Raw genomic sequence first — 17,824 nt, forward strand, 5'->3', positions numbered from 1 at the left:
CCGCTTATGCGGCTCCATGCGCAATCTTCGCAGCCGGAGTCGCGCCATGCTCAAAGATTTTTCCGTCCAGAGCCTGTTCATGGGTCTACTGACGGCTTTCGTCGGGTTTACCAGCTCCTTTGCGGTCGTGTTGCATGGGTTGCAGGCGGTCGGCGCGACGGATGCGCAGGCGGCCTCCGGGCTGATGGCGTTGTCAATCTCGATGGGGCTTTGCGCCATCGTGCTCAGCGCCGTCACGCGTCTGCCGGTCAGCATCGCCTGGTCGACCCCAGGGGCAGCGCTGCTTGCCAGCATCGGCACGATCGACGGCGGCTTCAATGCGGCGGTTGGGGCTTTCATTCTTTGCGGTTTGCTCATCGTCATTGCCGGGCTGTTCAAGCCGCTCGGACGGGCGGTTGCCGCCATTCCGGCGCCGCTTGCCAATGCCATGCTGTCCGGCGTGCTGCTCGGTCTCTGTTTTGCCCCGGTCAAGGCCATTGCCTTCAATCCGCTGCTAGGCCTGCCGATCATTCTGACCTGGATCGTGGTCGGCGCCTTCAAGCGACTGTGGGCGGTGCCGGCAGCGCTGGTGGCCTTCGCGCTGGTGCTGGCGTTCGGCGTCGATATTCCCGAGGGGGCGTTTGCATCACTCGGACAGTCGCTGGTGCCCGCTATCGACATCGTTCACCCGGTCTTCAATCTCGCCGGTTTCGTGTCGATTGCTCTGCCGCTCTTCATTGTGACGATGGCGTCGCAGAATATTCCCGGCATCGCGGTGCTGAAGGTCAATCACTATGATCCGATGCCAGGCCCGCTCTTTGCCGTGACCGGCGTCTTCTCGCTTCTGGCGGCGCCATTCGGCGGGCATGCGGTCAACCTGGCGGCGATCACGGCAGCGATGTGCGCCGGGCAGGATGCGCATGCCGATCCTTCGCGGCGTTATTGGGCAGCGCTGATTTCGGGTGTCGGTTACGTCATTTTCGGCCTGCTTGCTGGGGCGGTGACCGCCTTTGTCGCGCTGGCGCCGCCGATTCTGATTGAGGCCGTTGCCGGTCTTGCACTGGTCGGCGCCTTCTCCGGTTCTGCCATGGCTGCCTTCCAGGCGCCGGAGTCACGTGAGGCGGCGGCTATCACCTTTCTCGTCACGGCTTCCGGCGTTTCCTTCGGTGGTATCTCCGGCGCCTTCTGGGGCCTGATTGCCGGCGGTCTGATGCTTGCGCTGTCCCGGATAGTGCAGGCGCGGAAAAAATAAGCGAGGGGTTGCCGGAGTTTGCGGCGAAGGCTATAAGCGCGGTCATGAAGAGCACGAGCGCACGGATTTCCGAGACGATTGCACGCAGCCGCACGGCATTGCGTGACAATACGCGCGCCCTGACCTCGCTTCTTCTCCTCGGCCTTACGCGCGGTTGCCGGGTCCTTTGAGGAGCGCCCGGCGGCCGAAAGCCCGCCCGGCCATCGCTCCTCGCGACTCACTCTCAAAATTGACCAAACGACCGAGTAAAGGTCCGCATTTGTGTCGCCAAGCCAGATATGATCGGCTAAGACGCGGGGCAAATGCCGGGACGAGGAGACAAGACAATGGATACGAACACCAGCCGATCCTCCGCAAGCGCTGCTTCCGCCAAGGGCATGCCCGACGCCGCCGTGAAGTACCGGCCTTATCCGCAGGTAAACATTCCCGACCGCACCTGGCCGACCAAGACCATCACCAAGGCGCCGATCTGGTGCTCCGTGGACCTGCGCGACGGCAATCAGGCGCTCGTCGATCCGATGGGCCATGATCGCAAGGCCCGCATGTTTCAGCTGCTGCTGGAAATGGGTTTCAAGGAAATTGAGATCGGTTTCCCCTCTGCCTCGCAGACCGATTTCGATTTTGCCCGCTGGTGCATTGAAGAGGGCAGTGTGCCCGATGATGTCTCGCTGCAGGTGCTGGTGCAGTGCCGGCCTGAGCTGATCACGCGTACCTTCGAAGCGCTGGAAGGCGCCAACCGACCGATCGTGCATTTCTACAATTCGACCAGCGAATTGCAGCGCCGCGTTGTGTTCGCCAAGGATGTGCAGGGCATCAAGCAGATCGCCGTCGATGCCGCCAAGATGATCACAGACATGGCTGCCAAGGCCGGCGGCGGCTACCGTTTCGAATATTCACCCGAGAGCTTCACCGGCACCGAGCTGGACGTGGCGCTGGAAATCTGCAACGCCGTCATCGAGGTCATGAAGCCTACGCCTGACAACAAGCTCATCATCAATCTGCCCTCAACCGTCGAAATGGCGACGCCGAACGTCTATGCCGACCAGATCGAATGGATGTGCCGCAATCTCGATAACAGAGAAAACCTGATCATCTCGCTGCATCCGCATAATGACCGCGGCACCGGGATTGCCGCTGCCGAATTGGCGCTGCTGGCAGGCGCCGATCGCGTTGAAGGCACGCTCTTCGGCAATGGCGAGCGCACCGGCAATGTCGACGTCGTCACCATGGCGCTCAACATGTTCACGCAGGGCGTGGATCCGGAAATCGACTGCTCGAACATCGAACGCATCAAGGAAGTGTTCGAATATTCGAACCAGATGGCGATTGCCGATCGTCACCCTTATGTCGGCGAACTGGTCTACACGGCCTTTTCCGGTTCGCATCAGGATGCGATCAACAAGGGCATGAAGGCGGCGCAGGTTGCCAACCATCCAGTCTGGGAAGTGCCTTACCTGCCGATCGACCCGCGTGACGTCGGCCGCTCCTACGAAGCGATCATCCGCATCAATTCGCAGTCGGGGAAGGGTGGCATCGCCTATATCCTGCAGCAGGATTACGGGCTCAATCTGCCGCGCAATCTGCAGGTCGAATTCCGCGAAGACATCCAGCGCATCACCGATGAAGAGGGCAAGGAGCTTCCTTCGAAGCGCATCCACGACCGCTTCATCGAGCGCTACGTGACCCAGCCGGGTGCTCGTCTCCGGTTCGTCGACCACCACACCTATCCCGATACAGAGCACAAGGGACAGCGGATCGTGGCGGCCGAGATTACCGACAATGGTGAGATCAAGCGTATCGAAGGCCGCGGCAACGGCCCGATTGATGGCTTCATCAATGCGCTGTCGCACTATCTCGGTATCGAGATGTCTGTCGAGGATTATTCGGAGCATTCGCTGCAGCACGGCTCGAATGCCGCCGCCATCTCCTATGTCGAGACGTCCTATCCGGGCGGCAAGCTCTTTGGTGCCGGCATCAACACCAATATCGTGGCGGCATCGCTCGAAGCGATCGTCTCGGCTGCCAACCGCGTGCTCGACGTGAAGGCCGGCAAGGCCTGACCATTCTGATCAGGCCGCGATCGCCTCGGAGTGGCGCGGCCTGACGATGCAATCGGCGAGCTCATCGAGCTCGCCCTGCGCTTGCGCGTGGTTTTGTCCCCATTGGCAGAGGGCGAGAAGGATCGGCTCCAGCCCGAGGCCGAGTTCAGTCGCGGTATATTCCACGCGTGCGGGCACCTCTGCAAAGACTTCTCGGCGTACAAGGCCGTGCTCCTCCATCTCCCGCAACTGCTGGATCAGCACCTTCTGGGTAATCTCGGGCATCATGCGCTTGAGCTCTGAAAGCCGTTTCGGTCCTGAGAAGACATGATAGAGGATGACGGGTTTCCATCGCCCGGAAATAACCTTCAAGGCTCGTTCCACGGGGAGTTTCGGCAGTCTTTTCATGGGCTCGGCCATGGTCACCTCCTGGTGGGTATGGCACTGATATGTGTGTATTTTGAACCGTAAATCGAGTGCTACAGGCAGCCTTACGCCATCAGAATGTGAGGTCTGCCATGAAAGCCGTTCAATACACCCGCTTCGGTCCGCCTGAAGTTCTCGAAACTGTAGAGGTGCCGATCCCGAAACCCAAAGGCGGCGAAGTGCTGGTGCGCGTCCATGCCGCCGGCGTCAATTTCTTCGAAGTTCTGATGCGGGCGGATCGCTATGCCGTGACGCCACCGCTGCCTGTCTTTCCCGGTGTGGAAGTGGCAGGCGTCGTCGAAGAACTTGGGGCGGATGCCGATCCGTCGCTGCTTGGCGCGCGTGTCGCCGTGCCGCTCTTTGCAATCGCTCGTGGCTTCGGCGGTTATGCCGAATATGTGGCTATAGATGTTGGAGCGGCGGTGCGTTTGCCGGACGACCTTTCCTTTGCGGATGCGACGGCATTGATGGTGCAGGGTCTGACAACTCTGCACATGGTGCGTCGTAGTCCGCCGAAGGGAAAGGTGGTGCTCGTCAACGCTGCTGGCGGTGGGGTCGGGTCTCTGTTGCTGCAGCTTGCCAGGCTCGAAGGTGCGAGCATGGTAATTGCTGCAGCCGGCAGTGAGGCGAAGAGGCAGCTTGCACTCTCCCTCGGCGCCGATGTGGCGGTCGATTACACCGCCGAAGAGTGGACCGGTTCGGTCAGGACAGCGACCGGAGGGCAGGGGGCCGATGTCATTTACGAGACGGTCGGCGGCGATATCGCGAGGGCGTCTCTGACTGCTCTTGCTCCCGCCGGAGAAATGCTGTTTGCAGCCATGGGGCGGTTCTCGCTGGAGCTTTCCGAGATCGGCTCCATGCTCGATATGAACCAGTCGCTGAAGGGCTTTTCACTCTTGCCGCTGATTGCGGCGGGCAAATGGAAGGGCGATCTCGCTGCTCTCTTTGATCTTGCCGCATCCGGAGCGCTGAAGATCGTGCACGGCGGTCGGTTTTCGCTTGATGAAGCCGCTGAGGCGCATCGTGCGCTTGAGGAGCGTCGGGTCAGCGGAAAGGTCGTGCTGGTGCCATAACCGTCAAATGGCGGCGGCGATTTCCATGGCGAGCTGGCTGAGCGTGGCTTCGGCAGAGGGGCCTGCCAGCACATAGGACGTGCCGGCATTGTGCCAGGTTACAAGGCCGATCTCGTCGCGGATCGTTTCCTTGAAGTCTTCCGTTTCCGGTGGCTGCGCATCCTTTCGGAAGCAGATCGAGATGATATCGCCATCGGCATTGGAATAGACGAGTTGGCCGACAGGGCGGCTGTCACCAAGGATCACGCGCGCGCCCTGGAAGGTCCAGGATTCTGTGGAAAGATCCGGTACGCGGAACGGCACGCCAATCGCGGTCGTCAGCCAGGAGGAGATTTCCTCTGACTGTGAGGCCGGCACTTCGACAAGGTGACGCGGCTGGCGCACGAGAAGCCGCTGGAAGGCGGTGACGTCACCCAGCCAGTCATTGGTGTTGATCTGGGGGATTGCGGCCGATGTGGTGTCATCCGTATCCGGCGCATTGCCGATGAAATAGCCGATGCCACCGCCGACGACAAAGAGAATAAGGGCTGCGGCAAGCGCCTGGCGGCCATTTGGCGCGAGCTTCAGCTGCGGGCGCGCGTTGCGCTGGGCGATCGGCGTCTTCGGTGGCTGCGTGCTCTTGATCGAGCGAACAAGCGCCAGCGGAACAGGTTCCTTCAGCATGTCGTCCAACTTGCGACGGCCGAAATCGACGCCGTGGCGGAGCTTGTCGTAGATTTTACGGGCGTTTTCATCCGTTGCCAGCCTGCTTTCCAGTTCCAGCTTCTGTTCCGGTGTGGTTTCGCCGTCAAGGAGGGCGGCAAGCTGGGCTTCAAGCGGCTGTTTTTTGAAATCGAGCAAATCAGTCAGTACCTGTGGACGGGCGGATTGTGACCGGACAATGCGGCGAAATGGAGTCGTGCGGTCGCAAGCTGACCGGCAATGCCGCCAATCGCAATGCCCATGATTTCGGCTGCCTGCTGATAGGTATGACCTTCCACGTCGATCAGCACGAAGATGCTGGCCACGCCCTCGGGCATTTCCGCGAGCATGCGGTGCAGGGCGTCGGTATCGACGAACGCTGTACGGTCGCGAATGGCATCGCGGATATCGGTTACATTGCCCCGTGCGACCGGACGCGGCTTGCGCTTGCGGCTGTCATCGGCCCATTGCTGGCGGGCAAGTGTATAGATCCAGCTTTCCAGCCGGCCTTCGCCATTCCACTGATGTCCTTTGGAAATTGCGCGCAGACAGACCGCCTGGACCAGTTCATCGGCCGCAGCCGTCTCTCCCGCGAGCGTGATGGCAAAGCGGCGGAGGCGGGGCAGGAGACCGACGAGATCACGCCGGATATCGGTGGTGGTGGCGGGTTGGCGCATGGTTTTTCCAAGAAGCATTCACATTGGCCGAAACTCATACCAGCTTCAAATATGGGCCAGCTTCGCATGCGGGTCTTACCCGGCGGGTGCGAAGCCATCGTATTCATCCCGGCCATGCAGGCGGCTTTTATGGAACAAGTCGCCAGTATTTCGCAAGCGCGGGGTTCAATTCATCCATCCCATCCCAAGGGATTTCCGCACCATACCCCGCGGAGCTTGCCTCAATATGTCCTGTAGCCGTTCAGGCTCTGCAACAGAGCGCGATAGGCCCAAGTATTTTCGCCGCCGCGATCACGAATCTCGACGAGCTGGACGCGGGCGCCCTGAATGTCTCCCTGCTCGACAAGCGCCATGCCCATATAGGAGCGAGCAAGAATGTAATTCTCATCCTGCTGCAGCGCCTTCTTGTAGTAGGACATGCCGAGCTCCATGCGGCCAGCCTTGCGGTTGGCATAGCCGAGATAGTTCAGGATGCGCGGATCGTTCTGGTTCTTGGCAAGATTGAGCACCGTAATGGCGTTCTCATACTGGCCGGTATAGGCAAACTCGCGGGCGAACTTATAGAGATCGTCATCGTTGAAGCTCTGCTTCTTCGGATCGACGCATTCCTTCTTCTTGGCATCCCAGACCTTGCCCTTGGTGCAGGTCTTGGTCGTTTGGGTCTTCTGCGGCGGGGAGGTGTCATCGTTTCCGCCACCGACCGCGAAAGCGGACGTAGCGAGGCCGAAAGCAAAGACGGAAACAAGCGAAAGTCTGCACAGGCGATGAAGAGAAGCAGTCATCGGGCGTACTCCGTTTTGAAGCGCTGCGGTTGTTGAATTGTACGCCGACGCTTAAAAATACCAAGAGCCCCGACGGCCTTTATTGCCTATGTTGCGACATTGGCGATCGCTCTTCACATGTTGATTCAACAACTGCCGAAATTGATTCCGCAATCGCCTCTAAAGCGCGAAAATATCTGCACTTTCCGGCATCATTCCGTCGCCCGTATCATTTATGCTGAAGCGCTCGCCTTTCACTTCCCAAGCGCCGGGAGAACCGGAAATGGAGAAGAGATTGTAGGCGGCGCGCGGCTTGATGCCGCCCGGTCCTTGCGATGCCGAAGCGATGCCGACGACGGGTACGGGGCCTGTCTGTCCGCGCAGCCAGTGGAGTGTGTTGAGATGGGTATGGCCGTGCAGCACGAGCTCGGCTCCGCCGGTGGAGACAACGGCGGCAAAGCGGCGGATGCCGATCATGCGTTTATAGAAACGGGTCGCGCCGCGGATCGGCGGATGGTGGATCATGACGACACGGAACATACCGGCCTCGCCGGCAGCACGCAGCATGTTGACCGTATCGCGCGCCTGGCGCGCGCCGAAGAAGCCGGAGGCCGCGAAGGGCGGAGTTGCAACGGCAGTCGAGCAGCCGACGATTGCGACCTTGTCGCGGATGCGAAGATAGGGAAAGATGTGCCGGTTTTCTTCCCATTCCGGTGGTGCAAGGTCGCCGCGCACATAGTCATACCACGCGCGCATCGACTTCTCATAGGAGCCCGGCACATAGGCATCGTGGTTGCCAGGGACGACCGATGTTGCGGCGGGATCGCCGAGTTCGCGCAGCCAGGCTGCCGCGCTCCGAATCTCGATGCCGCTTGCGAGGTTGACGAGGTCGCCGGTCACCGCCAGATGGTCGGCCTTGTGTGAGCGGATATCGTCCAGAAGCAGATCGAGCGTGCTGCCGAAAAGATGCTTGCGCCGGTTGCGGTGCCAGTTCACAAAGCCCGTAATACGTTTTGAGAAAAGTTCGTGAATGGAAAGGCGGGGCAGGGGTCCGAGATGGACGTCGGAGATATGCGCGAGCTTGAACATGCAACGACACATAGACCAGCTTATTTACAATTCAAACACATCCCCGCGATGAGAGTATGAAAGAACCCATGGCAGACAAACAAACATGGCCCCTTCACATGAAAGTGTTGGTGCGATTGCTGCACGTGTATTTTTCCGTCGCGCGCGGCATGACGATGGGGGTGCGTGCAGCCTGTTTCGACGAGCAGGGGCGCCTCTTTCTCGTTCGTCACGGCTACACCGGCGGATGGCATATGCCGGGTGGCGGGCTGGAACGAAACGAGACGGCAGAAGAGGCGCTCATCAAGGAGTTGCGGGAGGAAGGCAACCTCAAGATCGTGGGCAAGCCACAGCTCTTTCACGTCTATTTCAACACCAATATCACCCGGCGCGACCATGTGGTCTTCTACCGAGCCATCGTGGAACAGACCGCGCCGCGCTTGCCGGATTGGGAAATTGCCGAGAGCGGCTTTTTCGAAATCGACAAGCTGCCGGCGGAGACGACTGAAGCGACGCATAGAAGGCTGGCTGAACTCCGCGGTGAGGCGGAGCCGGCGCATTACTGGTGAGGCTCAGGCAGCGGCTGCGAGCCTGTCCCGGCCGTGCGGCCGATCGAGATCGAGTGCCGGGCCGGCTGGCACGATGCCGGTCGGGTTGATGGTCTTGTGACTGCGGTAATAGTGCTCCTTGATGTGGCGCAGGTTCACCGTCTCAGCGACACCGGGAGTTTGATAAAGGTCACGCAGATAGCCCGACAGGTTCTGGTAGTCATCGATGCGGCGGATGTTGCACTTGAAGTGGCCGACATAAACAGGGTCGAAACGCACGAGCGTCGTGAAGAGCCGCCAGTCGGCTTCGGTCTGGCGATCGCCGAAAAGGTAGCGGCCCTTGCCGAGGCGCTCATCGAGCTTATCCAGCGTTTCGAAGAGCTTGACGACATTCTCCTCGTAAGCCGCTTGCGTGGTGGCAAAGCCCGACTTGTAGACGCCGTTGTTGACGGTGTCATAGACGATGTCGTTCAGTGCATCGATATCGGCCCGCAGGTCTTCCGGGTAATAATCTGCCGTCGAGCCCGTCAGATGATTGAAGGCGCTGTTGAACATGCGGATGATTTCAGCCAATTCGTTGTTGACGATCGTGCTCGTCTTGATGTCCCAGAGAACCGGTACGGTAACGCGGCCGGAATAGTGCGGATCGGCCTTCACGTAGATTTCCCAGAGTGCCTCGGAGCCGAAAAGGTGATCGCCGGTGGCGCCATTGCCGACTTTGAACTCCCAACCATTTTCCACCATCAGCGGATCGACGACCGAAACGGAAATCAGGTCTTCGAGCTTCTTCAGCTTGCGGAAGATCAGTGTGCGATGCGCCCAGGGACAGGCGAGGGAGACATAGAGGTGATAACGGCCGGCCTCGGCTTTAAAGCCGCCTTTGCCGCTGGGACCGGCCTCTCCGTCAGCTGTAATCCAGTTGCGGAACTGCGAGGGCTGACGCTTGAAATGGCCCTTCGTTTCCTTCGTATCGTACCAGACGTCATGCCAGACGCCGTCCACCAGCATGCCCATGTTTTGTACCTCTGAAATTGTTCGTTTCGCATAGATATCGCAGCACACCGCTTTTTGCAGGTCGGCAAAAATTGAACACTGCGTCTCGGTCGCTTAATTCTTGGCCGAATTTTGCAATGGACGACGGAAATTTTTCCTGCTATCCGCCTTCCTCACAAATTTCTGGAATCCTGCTTGATGTCTATTCTCAGAGGCCTGCGACGACGCTGATGCTCCCGAACGCCGACGGCGTGTTCGCGAACCCACATCTGCGTCTATACGGTCTCTGTTCCCATGCTCATGTACAAGCACGATCTCGTCTACCTCACTGAGGATGCGTCTCACGACGCGGCTATTGAACTCATCAACGAAGAAGCATTCGGCCCCGGCCGGCACACGCGCGCCGCTGCCCGTATTCGCGAGCAGGGACCGCATGACCTGTCGCTCTCCTTCATCTGCGCCGATGACGGCGAGACGATCGCTTCGGTGCGGATGACGCCGGTTCTGGCCGGAACGGTGAAAGGCCATCTCCTGGGACCGCTTGCCGTGCGGCCGTCGCACAAGAGCAAGGGCATTGGCCGCGAACTGGTGCGCATCGCGGTCGAGGCCGCCAAACGCAAGGGTTCGGAAGCCATCATCCTCGTCGGTGATCCGCCGTATTACGGCCCGCTCGGCTTCGAGAAGGTCGCATATGGCGCACTGACTTTTCCCGGTCCCGTCGATCCGGGCCGTGTGCTCGTGGTCCCGATCGCGGAAGATACGCATGCGCGGCTGAAAGGCACGATCGCCTGGCGGCGATAGAGCATTTCCGTTCTTCTTCGGATCACGGAAACACTCTATCTCTTTGTTCTTACGCAATTCCGGACGCAAAACAGCTGCGCACTTTTGCTGGAATTGCTCTCGTCAGAGCCTCTTCTTGAGGAAGGTCCGCGTCCTGCCCTCGGGAAAATCGGGCAGTTCGCCAAAGACTTCATAGCCCTGACGCTTGTATGCGCTGAGCGCATGCGGGTTGAACGTATCGATCCAGGCGCCACGGCAGCCCCGGGCGGCGGCTTCTTCTTCCGCCTTCGCGAGGATCTTGCCTGCCATGCCACTGCCGCGCAGCATGTCGGGAATGTAGAGCATCTGCACGAAGAGCCAGCCCCAGGCGGTGTAGCCCGACAGACCGCCGGAGACCTTGCCATCGGTATCACGGATCAGAACGGCAAGCGCCTGCCGTTTGGACGGGCCAACATCTTCCGTGTTGAAGGCTGTCAGGCCGTCGGTGATGATCGCGAGCTCTTCCGGTGACGGGGAGGCGGTGAGCTCGAATTCCGGCATGTCAGATGCCTTTCCTGGTCAGATTGAAGCATTCTGCCGGGCAACTTTCCGCCAGGATCGGAAGCGATCGGCTTGGACGTACCAGGAGGTATGCCCTTCGCCAATCACCTCCGCCCTGACGAAAATCTGCTCCGACAGAATGCTTCAATCTGACCAGGAAAGGCATCTACCGTCCTTCACGCCACCACATGGCACCAAAGGCGAGGAGCAGGATTCCGACACCTGCGAAGCCCGCAAAGAGCGGCAAGGTATTGATGCCCTTCAGCACGGTTTCATTGGTCATGCGGATCGTCATGCGATCATTGTCGGCCACACGCACCTGGCCGCGCACCGGCAGGATCGGCGGGACGGTAATGGCGCCGGCATTGTTGACGACGCGTGTGACGAGACCGCGGCTCTTGTCGGTGATCGGCTTCAGCGCAGCGGTCGTCGAAATCATCGCCTTGAATTCGGGCGCATCGACGGCGCCAACATGTGCGAGCGTCGTCAGATCGCCGTTGCGGATTTCAAACAGGCCAATTTCGTCCATGCGCTTTTCGGCCTTGTAGAGGCCGGGCTCGGTCTGCGTCAGCGGCAGGTTCTCGGTCCTGCCCGAGGGGTAGCGGACGACCGCGTCTCCGGGGGCATCGCCAATCGTCTGGCGGGTGATTTCCAGTGTTCGGCCGGAGGTCCGCGCCGTCAGCGCCTCTTCCTCCAGTGCCGGTTCCTTCATCAACCAGTGGGCGATGCGGCGATAGAGCGAGACGTGCGGGCCGCCGCCCTCGAAGCCGCGCGCCCAGAGCCAGCCCTGATCGGAAAGCAGCATGGCGACACGGCCCTGGCCGGCGCGGTTGAGCACCAGCAGCGGATGGTTGTCGGCACCGACCATGACGGTCTGGCCCTGCGGCCGCTCGACATCGACGCTTCGGAACCAGCGGCCCCAATGCGGCGGCTCATCGCCGGAACCGTCAAGCCCGCGCGTGACGGGGTGCTTGCGGCCCTGTTCGGAAAGACGAGGATAGAAGGCCTGCTCGATCATACGGCCGGTCGGCTCTGCCGGCAGTACGGAGGCAAGCGGGGTCATGGCGATCGACTCCGGGCTTGCATGCTCAGGACCGGCGGCGATCAGCAGTGCACCGCCATTTTCCACATATTGCGCGATGTTGTCGTAATAGAGCATCGGCAGCACATTGGCGCGATCCTGATAGCGGTCGAAGATGATCAGGTCGAAATCCTTGATCTTGTCGACGAAGAGCTCTCGGGTCGGGAATGCGATCAGCGACAGCTCGTTGATCGGCGTACCGTCCTGCTTTTCCGGCGGGCGCAGGATGGTGAAATGCACGAGATCGACTGACGCGTCGGACTTCAGGAGATTGCGCCAGGCGCGCTCGCCGGCATGCGGTTCGCCCGAGACGAGAAGGACGCGCAGGTTCTGGCGGATGCCATCGATGATGTGCACGGCACGATTATTGGCATCCGTCACTTCGCCGGGAATACCGGCGACGGAGAATTCCAGCACGTTCGGGCCGCCGCGGGTCACCTTGAAGGAGAAGGGTGTATCCTGGCCGGGTGTTGCCTGCAGGGTGGCGATCTCGTCGCCGTTGAGGCGCACCGTCACATTCGCAGCGCCGCCGGGGCTCGGGCCGTCGTCGAAGACGCGCAGCACGAGCTGCTGCTCCTCGTTGACTATGCCGAAGCGGGGCGCCTTGATGACCTCGATGCGGCGATCGAACTCGTTCGGCTTGCCGGTGATGAGACCGTGGATCGGCGCGTCGAAGCCGAGCGCTTGATTGACGCCGGGCACATCATGCACCTCGCCATCCGTCAGCATGATCGCGCCGCCGACGCGCGAGGGCGGGACATCGGCGATCGAAGCCGACAGGGCCTCGAAGAGGCGTGTGGAGGGCACGTCGGAATTGCGGTCCTCGTTCACGTCCACGAAGCGGGGCTCGATCTGCGGAAAGCGGGCGAGCTGGGTTTTCAAGGATGCCAGCGCATCATCCGTCATCCTCATGCGGTCGGCCGTCTGCTGGCTCTGGCTGCGATCGACGATAACAGGGACGATGGTCGAAAGCTGGTCGCGGTCCTCCTGCAGCAGTACCGGATTGGCAAGTGCTGCCAGTAGCGCCATCGCCGCAAGCGTGCGGATCCATGCGCCGCGTATGCCGCGCCAGATCGCGAATACGGCGATCAGGAGGACGATGCCGGTCAGTACCGCCAAAAAGGGCCAGGGCAGGAAGGGTGAATAATCGAGCGTCATATCACTGCCCCAGCCGTTCGAGCAGGTCGGGCACGTGAACCTGGTCTGTCTTGTAGTTGCCGGTCAGCATGTACATCATGATGTTGACGCCGGCGCGGAAGGCATATTCGCGCTGCGTCTCATCCGGCGGCACAGTGGGCAGCAGCGGGGTGTCATTGTCGTCAACGGCCCACGCGCCGGCAAAATCGTTTGCGGTGATCAGGATCGGCGAGACGCCGTCTGCGGCAGCGGCCGGCCTATTGGCGCTGTTCTGGTTCTGGCCGCCCTGCCGCGCCTCGATCCAGAGCGGGCTGCCGGCGTAGCGGCCGGGGAAGCTGGACAGAAGATAAAAGGACTTGGTCAGCACATGGTCGTGCGGAACGGGTTCCAGCGGCGGAATATCCAGATTGGCGAGGATCTGCTGCAGGCGCTGGCCGTTGGCGGTCGTGTCGCTGCCCCCTTCGAGGGAGTTGAACTGGTCGCGTGTGTCGAAAAGCACCGTTCCGCCATTGCGCATATAGGCGTCGATACGGCTGATGGCGGCGTTGGACGGCATCGGTGCGGTTGCCGAAATCGGCCAGTAGATGATCGGGTAGAAGGATAACTCGTCCTTATTTAGGTCAATGCCAACGGGTGGGGACGGCTCCAGCGTGGTGCGGTAGGTCAGGAATCTCGTGAGGCCATTGAGCCCCTCTTCAGAAATATTGTCCACATCCTGTTCGCCGGTCACGACATAGGCGAGATGGGTATTGTCGAGCCGCTGCATGATGATGTCGTCGCCCGGCTGGGTGTCATTGGCATGCGAAATGTCCGGCTGCAGCATCAGGCCGGCCGCAAGTGCCACGGCGATCGTCGCCGCAGCCCGGGCGCGCGGCCGCAGGCGGGAGAAGGCGCCGTTCATGAAGAGCACGATCAGGCTATCGGCCAGAAGCAGCAGGAAGGCGATGAAGAAGAGCAAGGGTTTGGCCGACCAGCTTTCGCCACCGATAAGGCCGGCGCGCACGACATTGACGCCATCGATGTCGAGCGGTTTCAGCTCGGCATTGTCGGGCAGAACGTTCAGTGCCGTGAAGCCATCTTCGGAGCCATAGAGGCCGGGTGGATTGTCGAAATTGGCAACGGGTGCTGCCTTCGCATTCGGGATCAGTGGACGGGCATTGCCGGTTTCGGTGACCAGGATGCCCTTGGCGGTCAGCATGCGGAAGGGCGGCAGGGTTTCGGCAACGCGCGCACTGCCCGATGATTCCGAGGTTACTCCGCCGGAACGGGAGATCTGGATGAGGTGGCGCAGCATTTCGACGAAGGTGCCAGAAATCGGCAGGTTCGACCAGGTCGCTTCGGCACTCACATGGAAGAGCACGATCTGGCCGGCATTCATCTTGTTCATGGTCACGAGCGGCGTACCATCGGCAAGGCTTGCCCATGTGCGTTCGGCGAGATCGGGTGTCGGCTCTGCCAGCACCTGGCGGTTGACCGTCACGTCGGTCGGACGCGGTATGCCGGCAAACGGGCTGAATCCAGGGAATTCGGCGAGCGCTTGCGGCTCGCTCCAGGACAGGCTGCCGCCAAGCGCACGTTCCCCCTGGCGCAGGGTGACAGGGATCAGCGGATCTTCGGCAGGTGCCGCGGCAAGGCGCGGGCCGGCAAAGCGCAGCAGCATGCCACCGTTCGATATCCAGCGCTGCAGGGGCGCGTAGGTATCCTCCGGCAGGCGGCCGATATCGGCCATGATGATGATCGAAGGATTATTGGCGAGCAGCTTCGGGATCGCGACCGAAAGATTGGCATCGGTCGGCCGCACGAGGTCCGCGTAGGGTTCGAGCGCCCGCTGGATGTAGTAGAGCGGGGAGAGCAGCGGCTGGAATTCATCGCCGCTTTCGCCCGAGAGAAGCACGACCCTGCGGCGCTTGAAGGCATCGTCGAGCAGATGCACCGCGCCTGCGGTGGCGCCGGTATTGATGCTGACGCGGGCAAAATCGTTGCGCATCTCGAAGGGGGCGGAAATGCCGGCATTGACGGCCGTCTGGCCGGGGGCGAAGTCAGCCCTGCCGGTGGCGATCACGCGGCCCTGCGCGTCCTGTGCATTGAGCGGGACGGAGGCCGCGCCACTGGCACTGAGGCGGGTCAGTTTGACCGTCATCGCATCGGCCGTATTGGTGGCGCCCGAGATTGCTACCGTCTGGGCAGCATCGCCTTCGATCACGCGCAGTTCGGCGGGCCGAAGGTCGGAGAGTTGACGGACGATAGCATCGTTGTCGCTGCTTGCTGCACCGTCGGTGAGGAAGGCAAGCGTGCCGGGATGCGTGCCGTTCAGGGCGGCGCGCAGCGCTTCGAAAGCCCGCTGGCGATCCGGCACAAGCGGCTTCGGTTCCGCGGCGCGGAGCTTTTCGCGGGCGGCAGCCGCAGTGCCGGGTGTCGCGTTATTGGTCGGGTCGGCGGTGAAGGCGATGGAGACGACAGCGCCGGCAGTCTCGGCATCGTCGATCAGCGCGTCGGCCGTCTGGACGCGGCGCTCCCAATCGGGTGCCGAAGCCCAGCTATTGTCGACGAAAAGGACGAGCGGACCACCCGATGCGAGCGAGCTGGTGCGCGGATTGAAGACCGGATCGGCGATCGCGAAGATGATGGCGGCTGCCAGAAGCATGCGCAGCAGCGTCAGCCACCAAGGGCTTTTCGCCGGCGTTTCCTCGCGCTTCAGCACAGTCGCGAGGATTTTCAGCGGCGGAAAGACTTCCGCCTGCGGGCGCGGCGGGGTGAGCCGCAGCAGCCACCAGATGACGGGCAGGGCAATCAGCGCGCCGAGGATAGCGGGATAGGCGAAGGCGAAGGGAAGCGCGCTCAAAACTGTCCTCCATGCGTTGCCTTTGCCGGCATGCCGGAAAGATACATATGGACGGCAACCAGCGCTTCGGACGCCAGATGATCGGTGCGGTGGCTGACGAAGGTCCAGCCGAGATGGCGCAGCGATTGGCCGAGATCTTCGCGTCGCGCGAGATAGGCGTTGCGATAGGCTTCCCGCAGGCCCTCCGCCCGCCCCGAGGTCAGCCTTTCGCCGGTTTCCGGATCGGTGAATTCGGTGCGGCCGTTATAGGGAAAGATTTCCTCGGCCGGATCGGCGATCTCGACCACGTGGCCACGCAGGCCCCGGCGGGCAAGCGGACCGAGACGAGCCATGATGGAAGGCGCGTCATCGAGGAAATCGCCGATGAGGATGAGATCGCTCCAACCGCGCACCATCGCGGTTTCGGGCAGGCCGCCAGTCAGCGGGGTGTGCATCAGGGCGGCTGCCAGCCTTTCGGCTGCATTGCGGGCGGAGACAGGTTCCATCACGCCGGGGCAGCCGATGCGCTCGCCGGAGCGGGCGAGGATCTCGGCAAGCGCCAGCATGATGACCAGCGCCCGGCTTTCCTTGGAAACGCTGCCATAGGTCGACTTGTACATCATGGAGGGCGACATGTCGGCCCAGAGCCAGATTGTGTGGGCAGCCTCCCATTCGCGGTCACGCACATAGGTATGGTCGTCGCGGGCGGAGCGGCGCCAATCGATGCGCGACAGGCTTTCACCTTCGCTATAGGGGCGGAACTGCCAGAAATTCTCGCCGATACCGCGTTTGCGGCGGCCGTGCCAGCCGGCAATCACGGTGTTGGCGATGCGCTTGGCTTCGACCAGGCAATCCGGCACGAGGGCAGCCCGCTGCCTTGCGCGGGAAAGGGCATCATTGCCGGGTGTCGGATTGACGATCTGTCCGATGGATGCCACGCGCAGCGCTTCCTTATCCCTTTGCCTGCTTGACCAGCCCGGCGATCACGTCGCGCACCGACATGCCTTCGGCGCGGGCGGCGAAGGTCAGCGCCATGCGGTGCTCGAGAACGGGCTCGGCCAGAGCGTAGATATCGTCGAGCGAGGGCGCCAGACGGCCCTCATAGAGCGCGCGGGCGCGGGCGCAGAGCATCATCGCCTGGCCGGCGCGCGGGCCAGGCCCCCAGGCCACATGCTTGTCGGTGGAGGCATTGCCCTGGCCCGGACGGGCGGAGCGCACGAGCGAGAGGATGGCATCGACGACGGTATCACTGACCGGCATCTGACGTACGAGCGTCTGGATTTCGGACAGACGTGCCGCATTGATGACCGGTTCGGGTTTGGCTTCGGTGAGACCCGTCGTTTCCAGAAGGATCTGGCGCTCGGCGGCAAGTTCGGGATAGTGAACATCGACCTGCAGAAGGAAGCGGTCGAGCTGGGCTTCGGGAAGCGGATAGGTGCCTTCCTGCTCCAGCGGGTTCTGCGTTGCGAGAACGTGGAAGGGTGAGGGCAGGTCATAACGCTGGCCGGCAATGGTGATATGATATTCCTGCATCGCCTGCAGCAGTGCCGACTGGGTGCGCGGCGAAGCGCGGTTGATTTCGTCGGCCATCAGAAGCTGGGCGAAAACCGGCCCCTTGACGAAACGGAAGGAGCGGCGGCCGCTCTCGTCCTGGTCCATCACTTCGGAACCGAGGATATCCGAAGGCATCAGGTCGGGCGTGAACTGGATACGGTTTGCGGCAAGGCCGAGGACTTCGCCGAGCGTCGTCACGAGCCTCGTCTTGGCAAGGCCGGGAACACCGACGAGGAGGGCATGACCACCGGAGAGAACGGCGAGAAGCGTGTTTTCAACCACGCTTTCCTGACCGAAGATGACCTTGGAAACTTCCGTGCGGATGGCGGCGATATCGGATAGCGCTCTTTCTGCGGCGGCGACAATCGCCTGTTCATCGAGGCTGGCTTCGGTCTTGATCATACCCACGGGCAT

The 17,824-nt window shown here is 61.5% G+C and carries 15 protein-coding genes and 1 pseudogene; 5 read left to right on the plus strand and 11 right to left on the minus strand.

The annotated features are described in order from the left end of the window. Nucleotides 1-16 precede the first annotated feature (16 nt). Entirely contained in the window at nt 17-1,231 is a 1,215-nt protein-coding gene (locus tag ACR9ZQ_RS08380; protein ID WP_481427534.1) for a benzoate/H(+) symporter BenE family transporter, read from the plus strand. A gap of 326 nt (nt 1,232-1,557) precedes the next feature. Continuing rightward, the gene (leuA, locus tag ACR9ZQ_RS08385; protein ID WP_310386906.1) at nt 1,558-3,291 is read left to right on the plus strand and encodes a 2-isopropylmalate synthase; all 1,734 of its coding nucleotides are present in this window, start codon (nt 1,558-1,560) and stop codon (nt 3,289-3,291) included. Nucleotides 3,292-3,300: 9 nt separating this feature from the next. On the opposite strand, the gene ACR9ZQ_RS08390 is transcribed toward leuA, so the two are convergent. Next, entirely contained in the window at nt 3,301-3,690 is a 390-nt protein-coding gene (locus tag ACR9ZQ_RS08390; RefSeq protein ID WP_113321996.1) for a winged helix-turn-helix transcriptional regulator, read from the minus strand. Between the two features lie 98 nt (nt 3,691-3,788). On the opposite strand from ACR9ZQ_RS08390, the gene ACR9ZQ_RS08395 reads away from it, so the two are divergent. Further along, nucleotides 3,789-4,769: a quinone oxidoreductase family protein gene (locus tag ACR9ZQ_RS08395; RefSeq protein WP_481427535.1), complete on the plus strand. Its 981-nt coding sequence runs from the start codon at nt 3,789-3,791 to the stop codon at nt 4,767-4,769. Between the two features lie 3 nt (nt 4,770-4,772). On the opposite strand, the gene ACR9ZQ_RS08400 is transcribed toward ACR9ZQ_RS08395, so the two are convergent. The 4 genes from ACR9ZQ_RS08400 to ACR9ZQ_RS08415 all read right to left on the minus strand — a co-directional run bounded on the left by ACR9ZQ_RS08400 (nt 4,773) and on the right by ACR9ZQ_RS08415 (nt 7,977). Then, nucleotides 4,773-5,609 carry an anti-sigma factor family protein gene (locus ACR9ZQ_RS08400; RefSeq protein WP_310386910.1) on the minus strand — a complete coding sequence of 279 codons (837 nt, stop codon included), beginning with the start codon at nt 5,607-5,609 and terminating at the stop codon, nt 4,773-4,775. Nucleotides 5,610-5,614: 5 nt separating this feature from the next. Beyond that, nucleotides 5,615-6,127, minus strand: coding sequence for an RNA polymerase sigma factor (locus ACR9ZQ_RS08405; protein ID WP_310386912.1), 513 nt, complete (start codon nt 6,125-6,127; stop codon nt 5,615-5,617). A gap of 221 nt (nt 6,128-6,348) precedes the next feature. Beyond that, a complete protein-coding gene (locus ACR9ZQ_RS08410; RefSeq protein ID WP_310386913.1) occupies nt 6,349-6,909 on the minus strand; it encodes a tetratricopeptide repeat protein in 561 nt (186 codons plus the stop codon). Nucleotides 6,910-7,068: 159 nt separating this feature from the next. Continuing rightward, entirely contained in the window at nt 7,069-7,977 is a 909-nt protein-coding gene (locus ACR9ZQ_RS08415) for a metallophosphoesterase family protein (RefSeq protein WP_481427536.1), read from the minus strand. A gap of 68 nt (nt 7,978-8,045) precedes the next feature. On the opposite strand from ACR9ZQ_RS08415, the gene ACR9ZQ_RS08420 reads away from it, so the two are divergent. Beyond that, entirely contained in the window at nt 8,046-8,525 is a 480-nt protein-coding gene (locus ACR9ZQ_RS08420) for an NUDIX domain-containing protein (protein ID WP_113322001.1), read from the plus strand. Nucleotides 8,526-8,528: 3 nt separating this feature from the next. On the opposite strand, the gene ACR9ZQ_RS08425 is transcribed toward ACR9ZQ_RS08420, so the two are convergent. Next, nucleotides 8,529-9,518, minus strand: a complete 990-nt coding sequence (locus tag ACR9ZQ_RS08425; protein WP_481427537.1) for a glutathione S-transferase family protein — start codon at nt 9,516-9,518, stop codon at nt 8,529-8,531. 209 nt (nt 9,519-9,727) lie between these two features. On the opposite strand from ACR9ZQ_RS08425, the pseudogene ACR9ZQ_RS08430 reads away from it, so the two are divergent. Further along, a pseudogene (locus tag ACR9ZQ_RS08430) lies at nt 9,728-10,298 on the plus strand (GNAT family N-acetyltransferase). Nucleotides 10,299-10,400: 102 nt separating this feature from the next. On the opposite strand, the gene ACR9ZQ_RS08435 reads toward ACR9ZQ_RS08430, so the two are convergent. The 5 genes from ACR9ZQ_RS08435 to ACR9ZQ_RS08455 all read right to left on the minus strand — a co-directional run bounded on the left by ACR9ZQ_RS08435 (nt 10,401) and on the right by ACR9ZQ_RS08455 (nt 17,818). After that, nucleotides 10,401-10,817: a GNAT family N-acetyltransferase gene (locus tag ACR9ZQ_RS08435; protein WP_310386918.1), complete on the minus strand. Its 417-nt coding sequence runs from the start codon at nt 10,815-10,817 to the stop codon at nt 10,401-10,403. A gap of 166 nt (nt 10,818-10,983) precedes the next feature. Continuing rightward, complete coding sequence (locus ACR9ZQ_RS08440; RefSeq protein ID WP_481427538.1) at nt 10,984-13,056, minus strand: hypothetical protein; 2,073 nt, start codon at nt 13,054-13,056, stop codon at nt 10,984-10,986. Between the two features lies 1 nt (nt 13,057). Next, complete coding sequence (locus ACR9ZQ_RS08445) at nt 13,058-15,877, minus strand: DUF4159 domain-containing protein (protein ID WP_481427539.1); 2,820 nt, start codon at nt 15,875-15,877, stop codon at nt 13,058-13,060. Beyond that, entirely contained in the window at nt 15,874-16,794 is a 921-nt protein-coding gene (locus tag ACR9ZQ_RS08450) for a DUF58 domain-containing protein (protein WP_310386924.1), read from the minus strand. The genes ACR9ZQ_RS08445 and ACR9ZQ_RS08450 overlap by 4 nt, the downstream gene beginning before the upstream one ends. 13 nt (nt 16,795-16,807) lie before the next feature. Beyond that, on the minus strand, nt 16,808-17,818 hold the full coding sequence (locus ACR9ZQ_RS08455; protein ID WP_037100272.1) for an AAA family ATPase: 1,011 nt from the start codon (nt 17,816-17,818) through the stop codon (nt 16,808-16,810). Nucleotides 17,819-17,824: the final 6 nt, after the last annotated feature.

The organism is Rhizobium sp. KNZ14-9A, assembly GCF_056755015.1.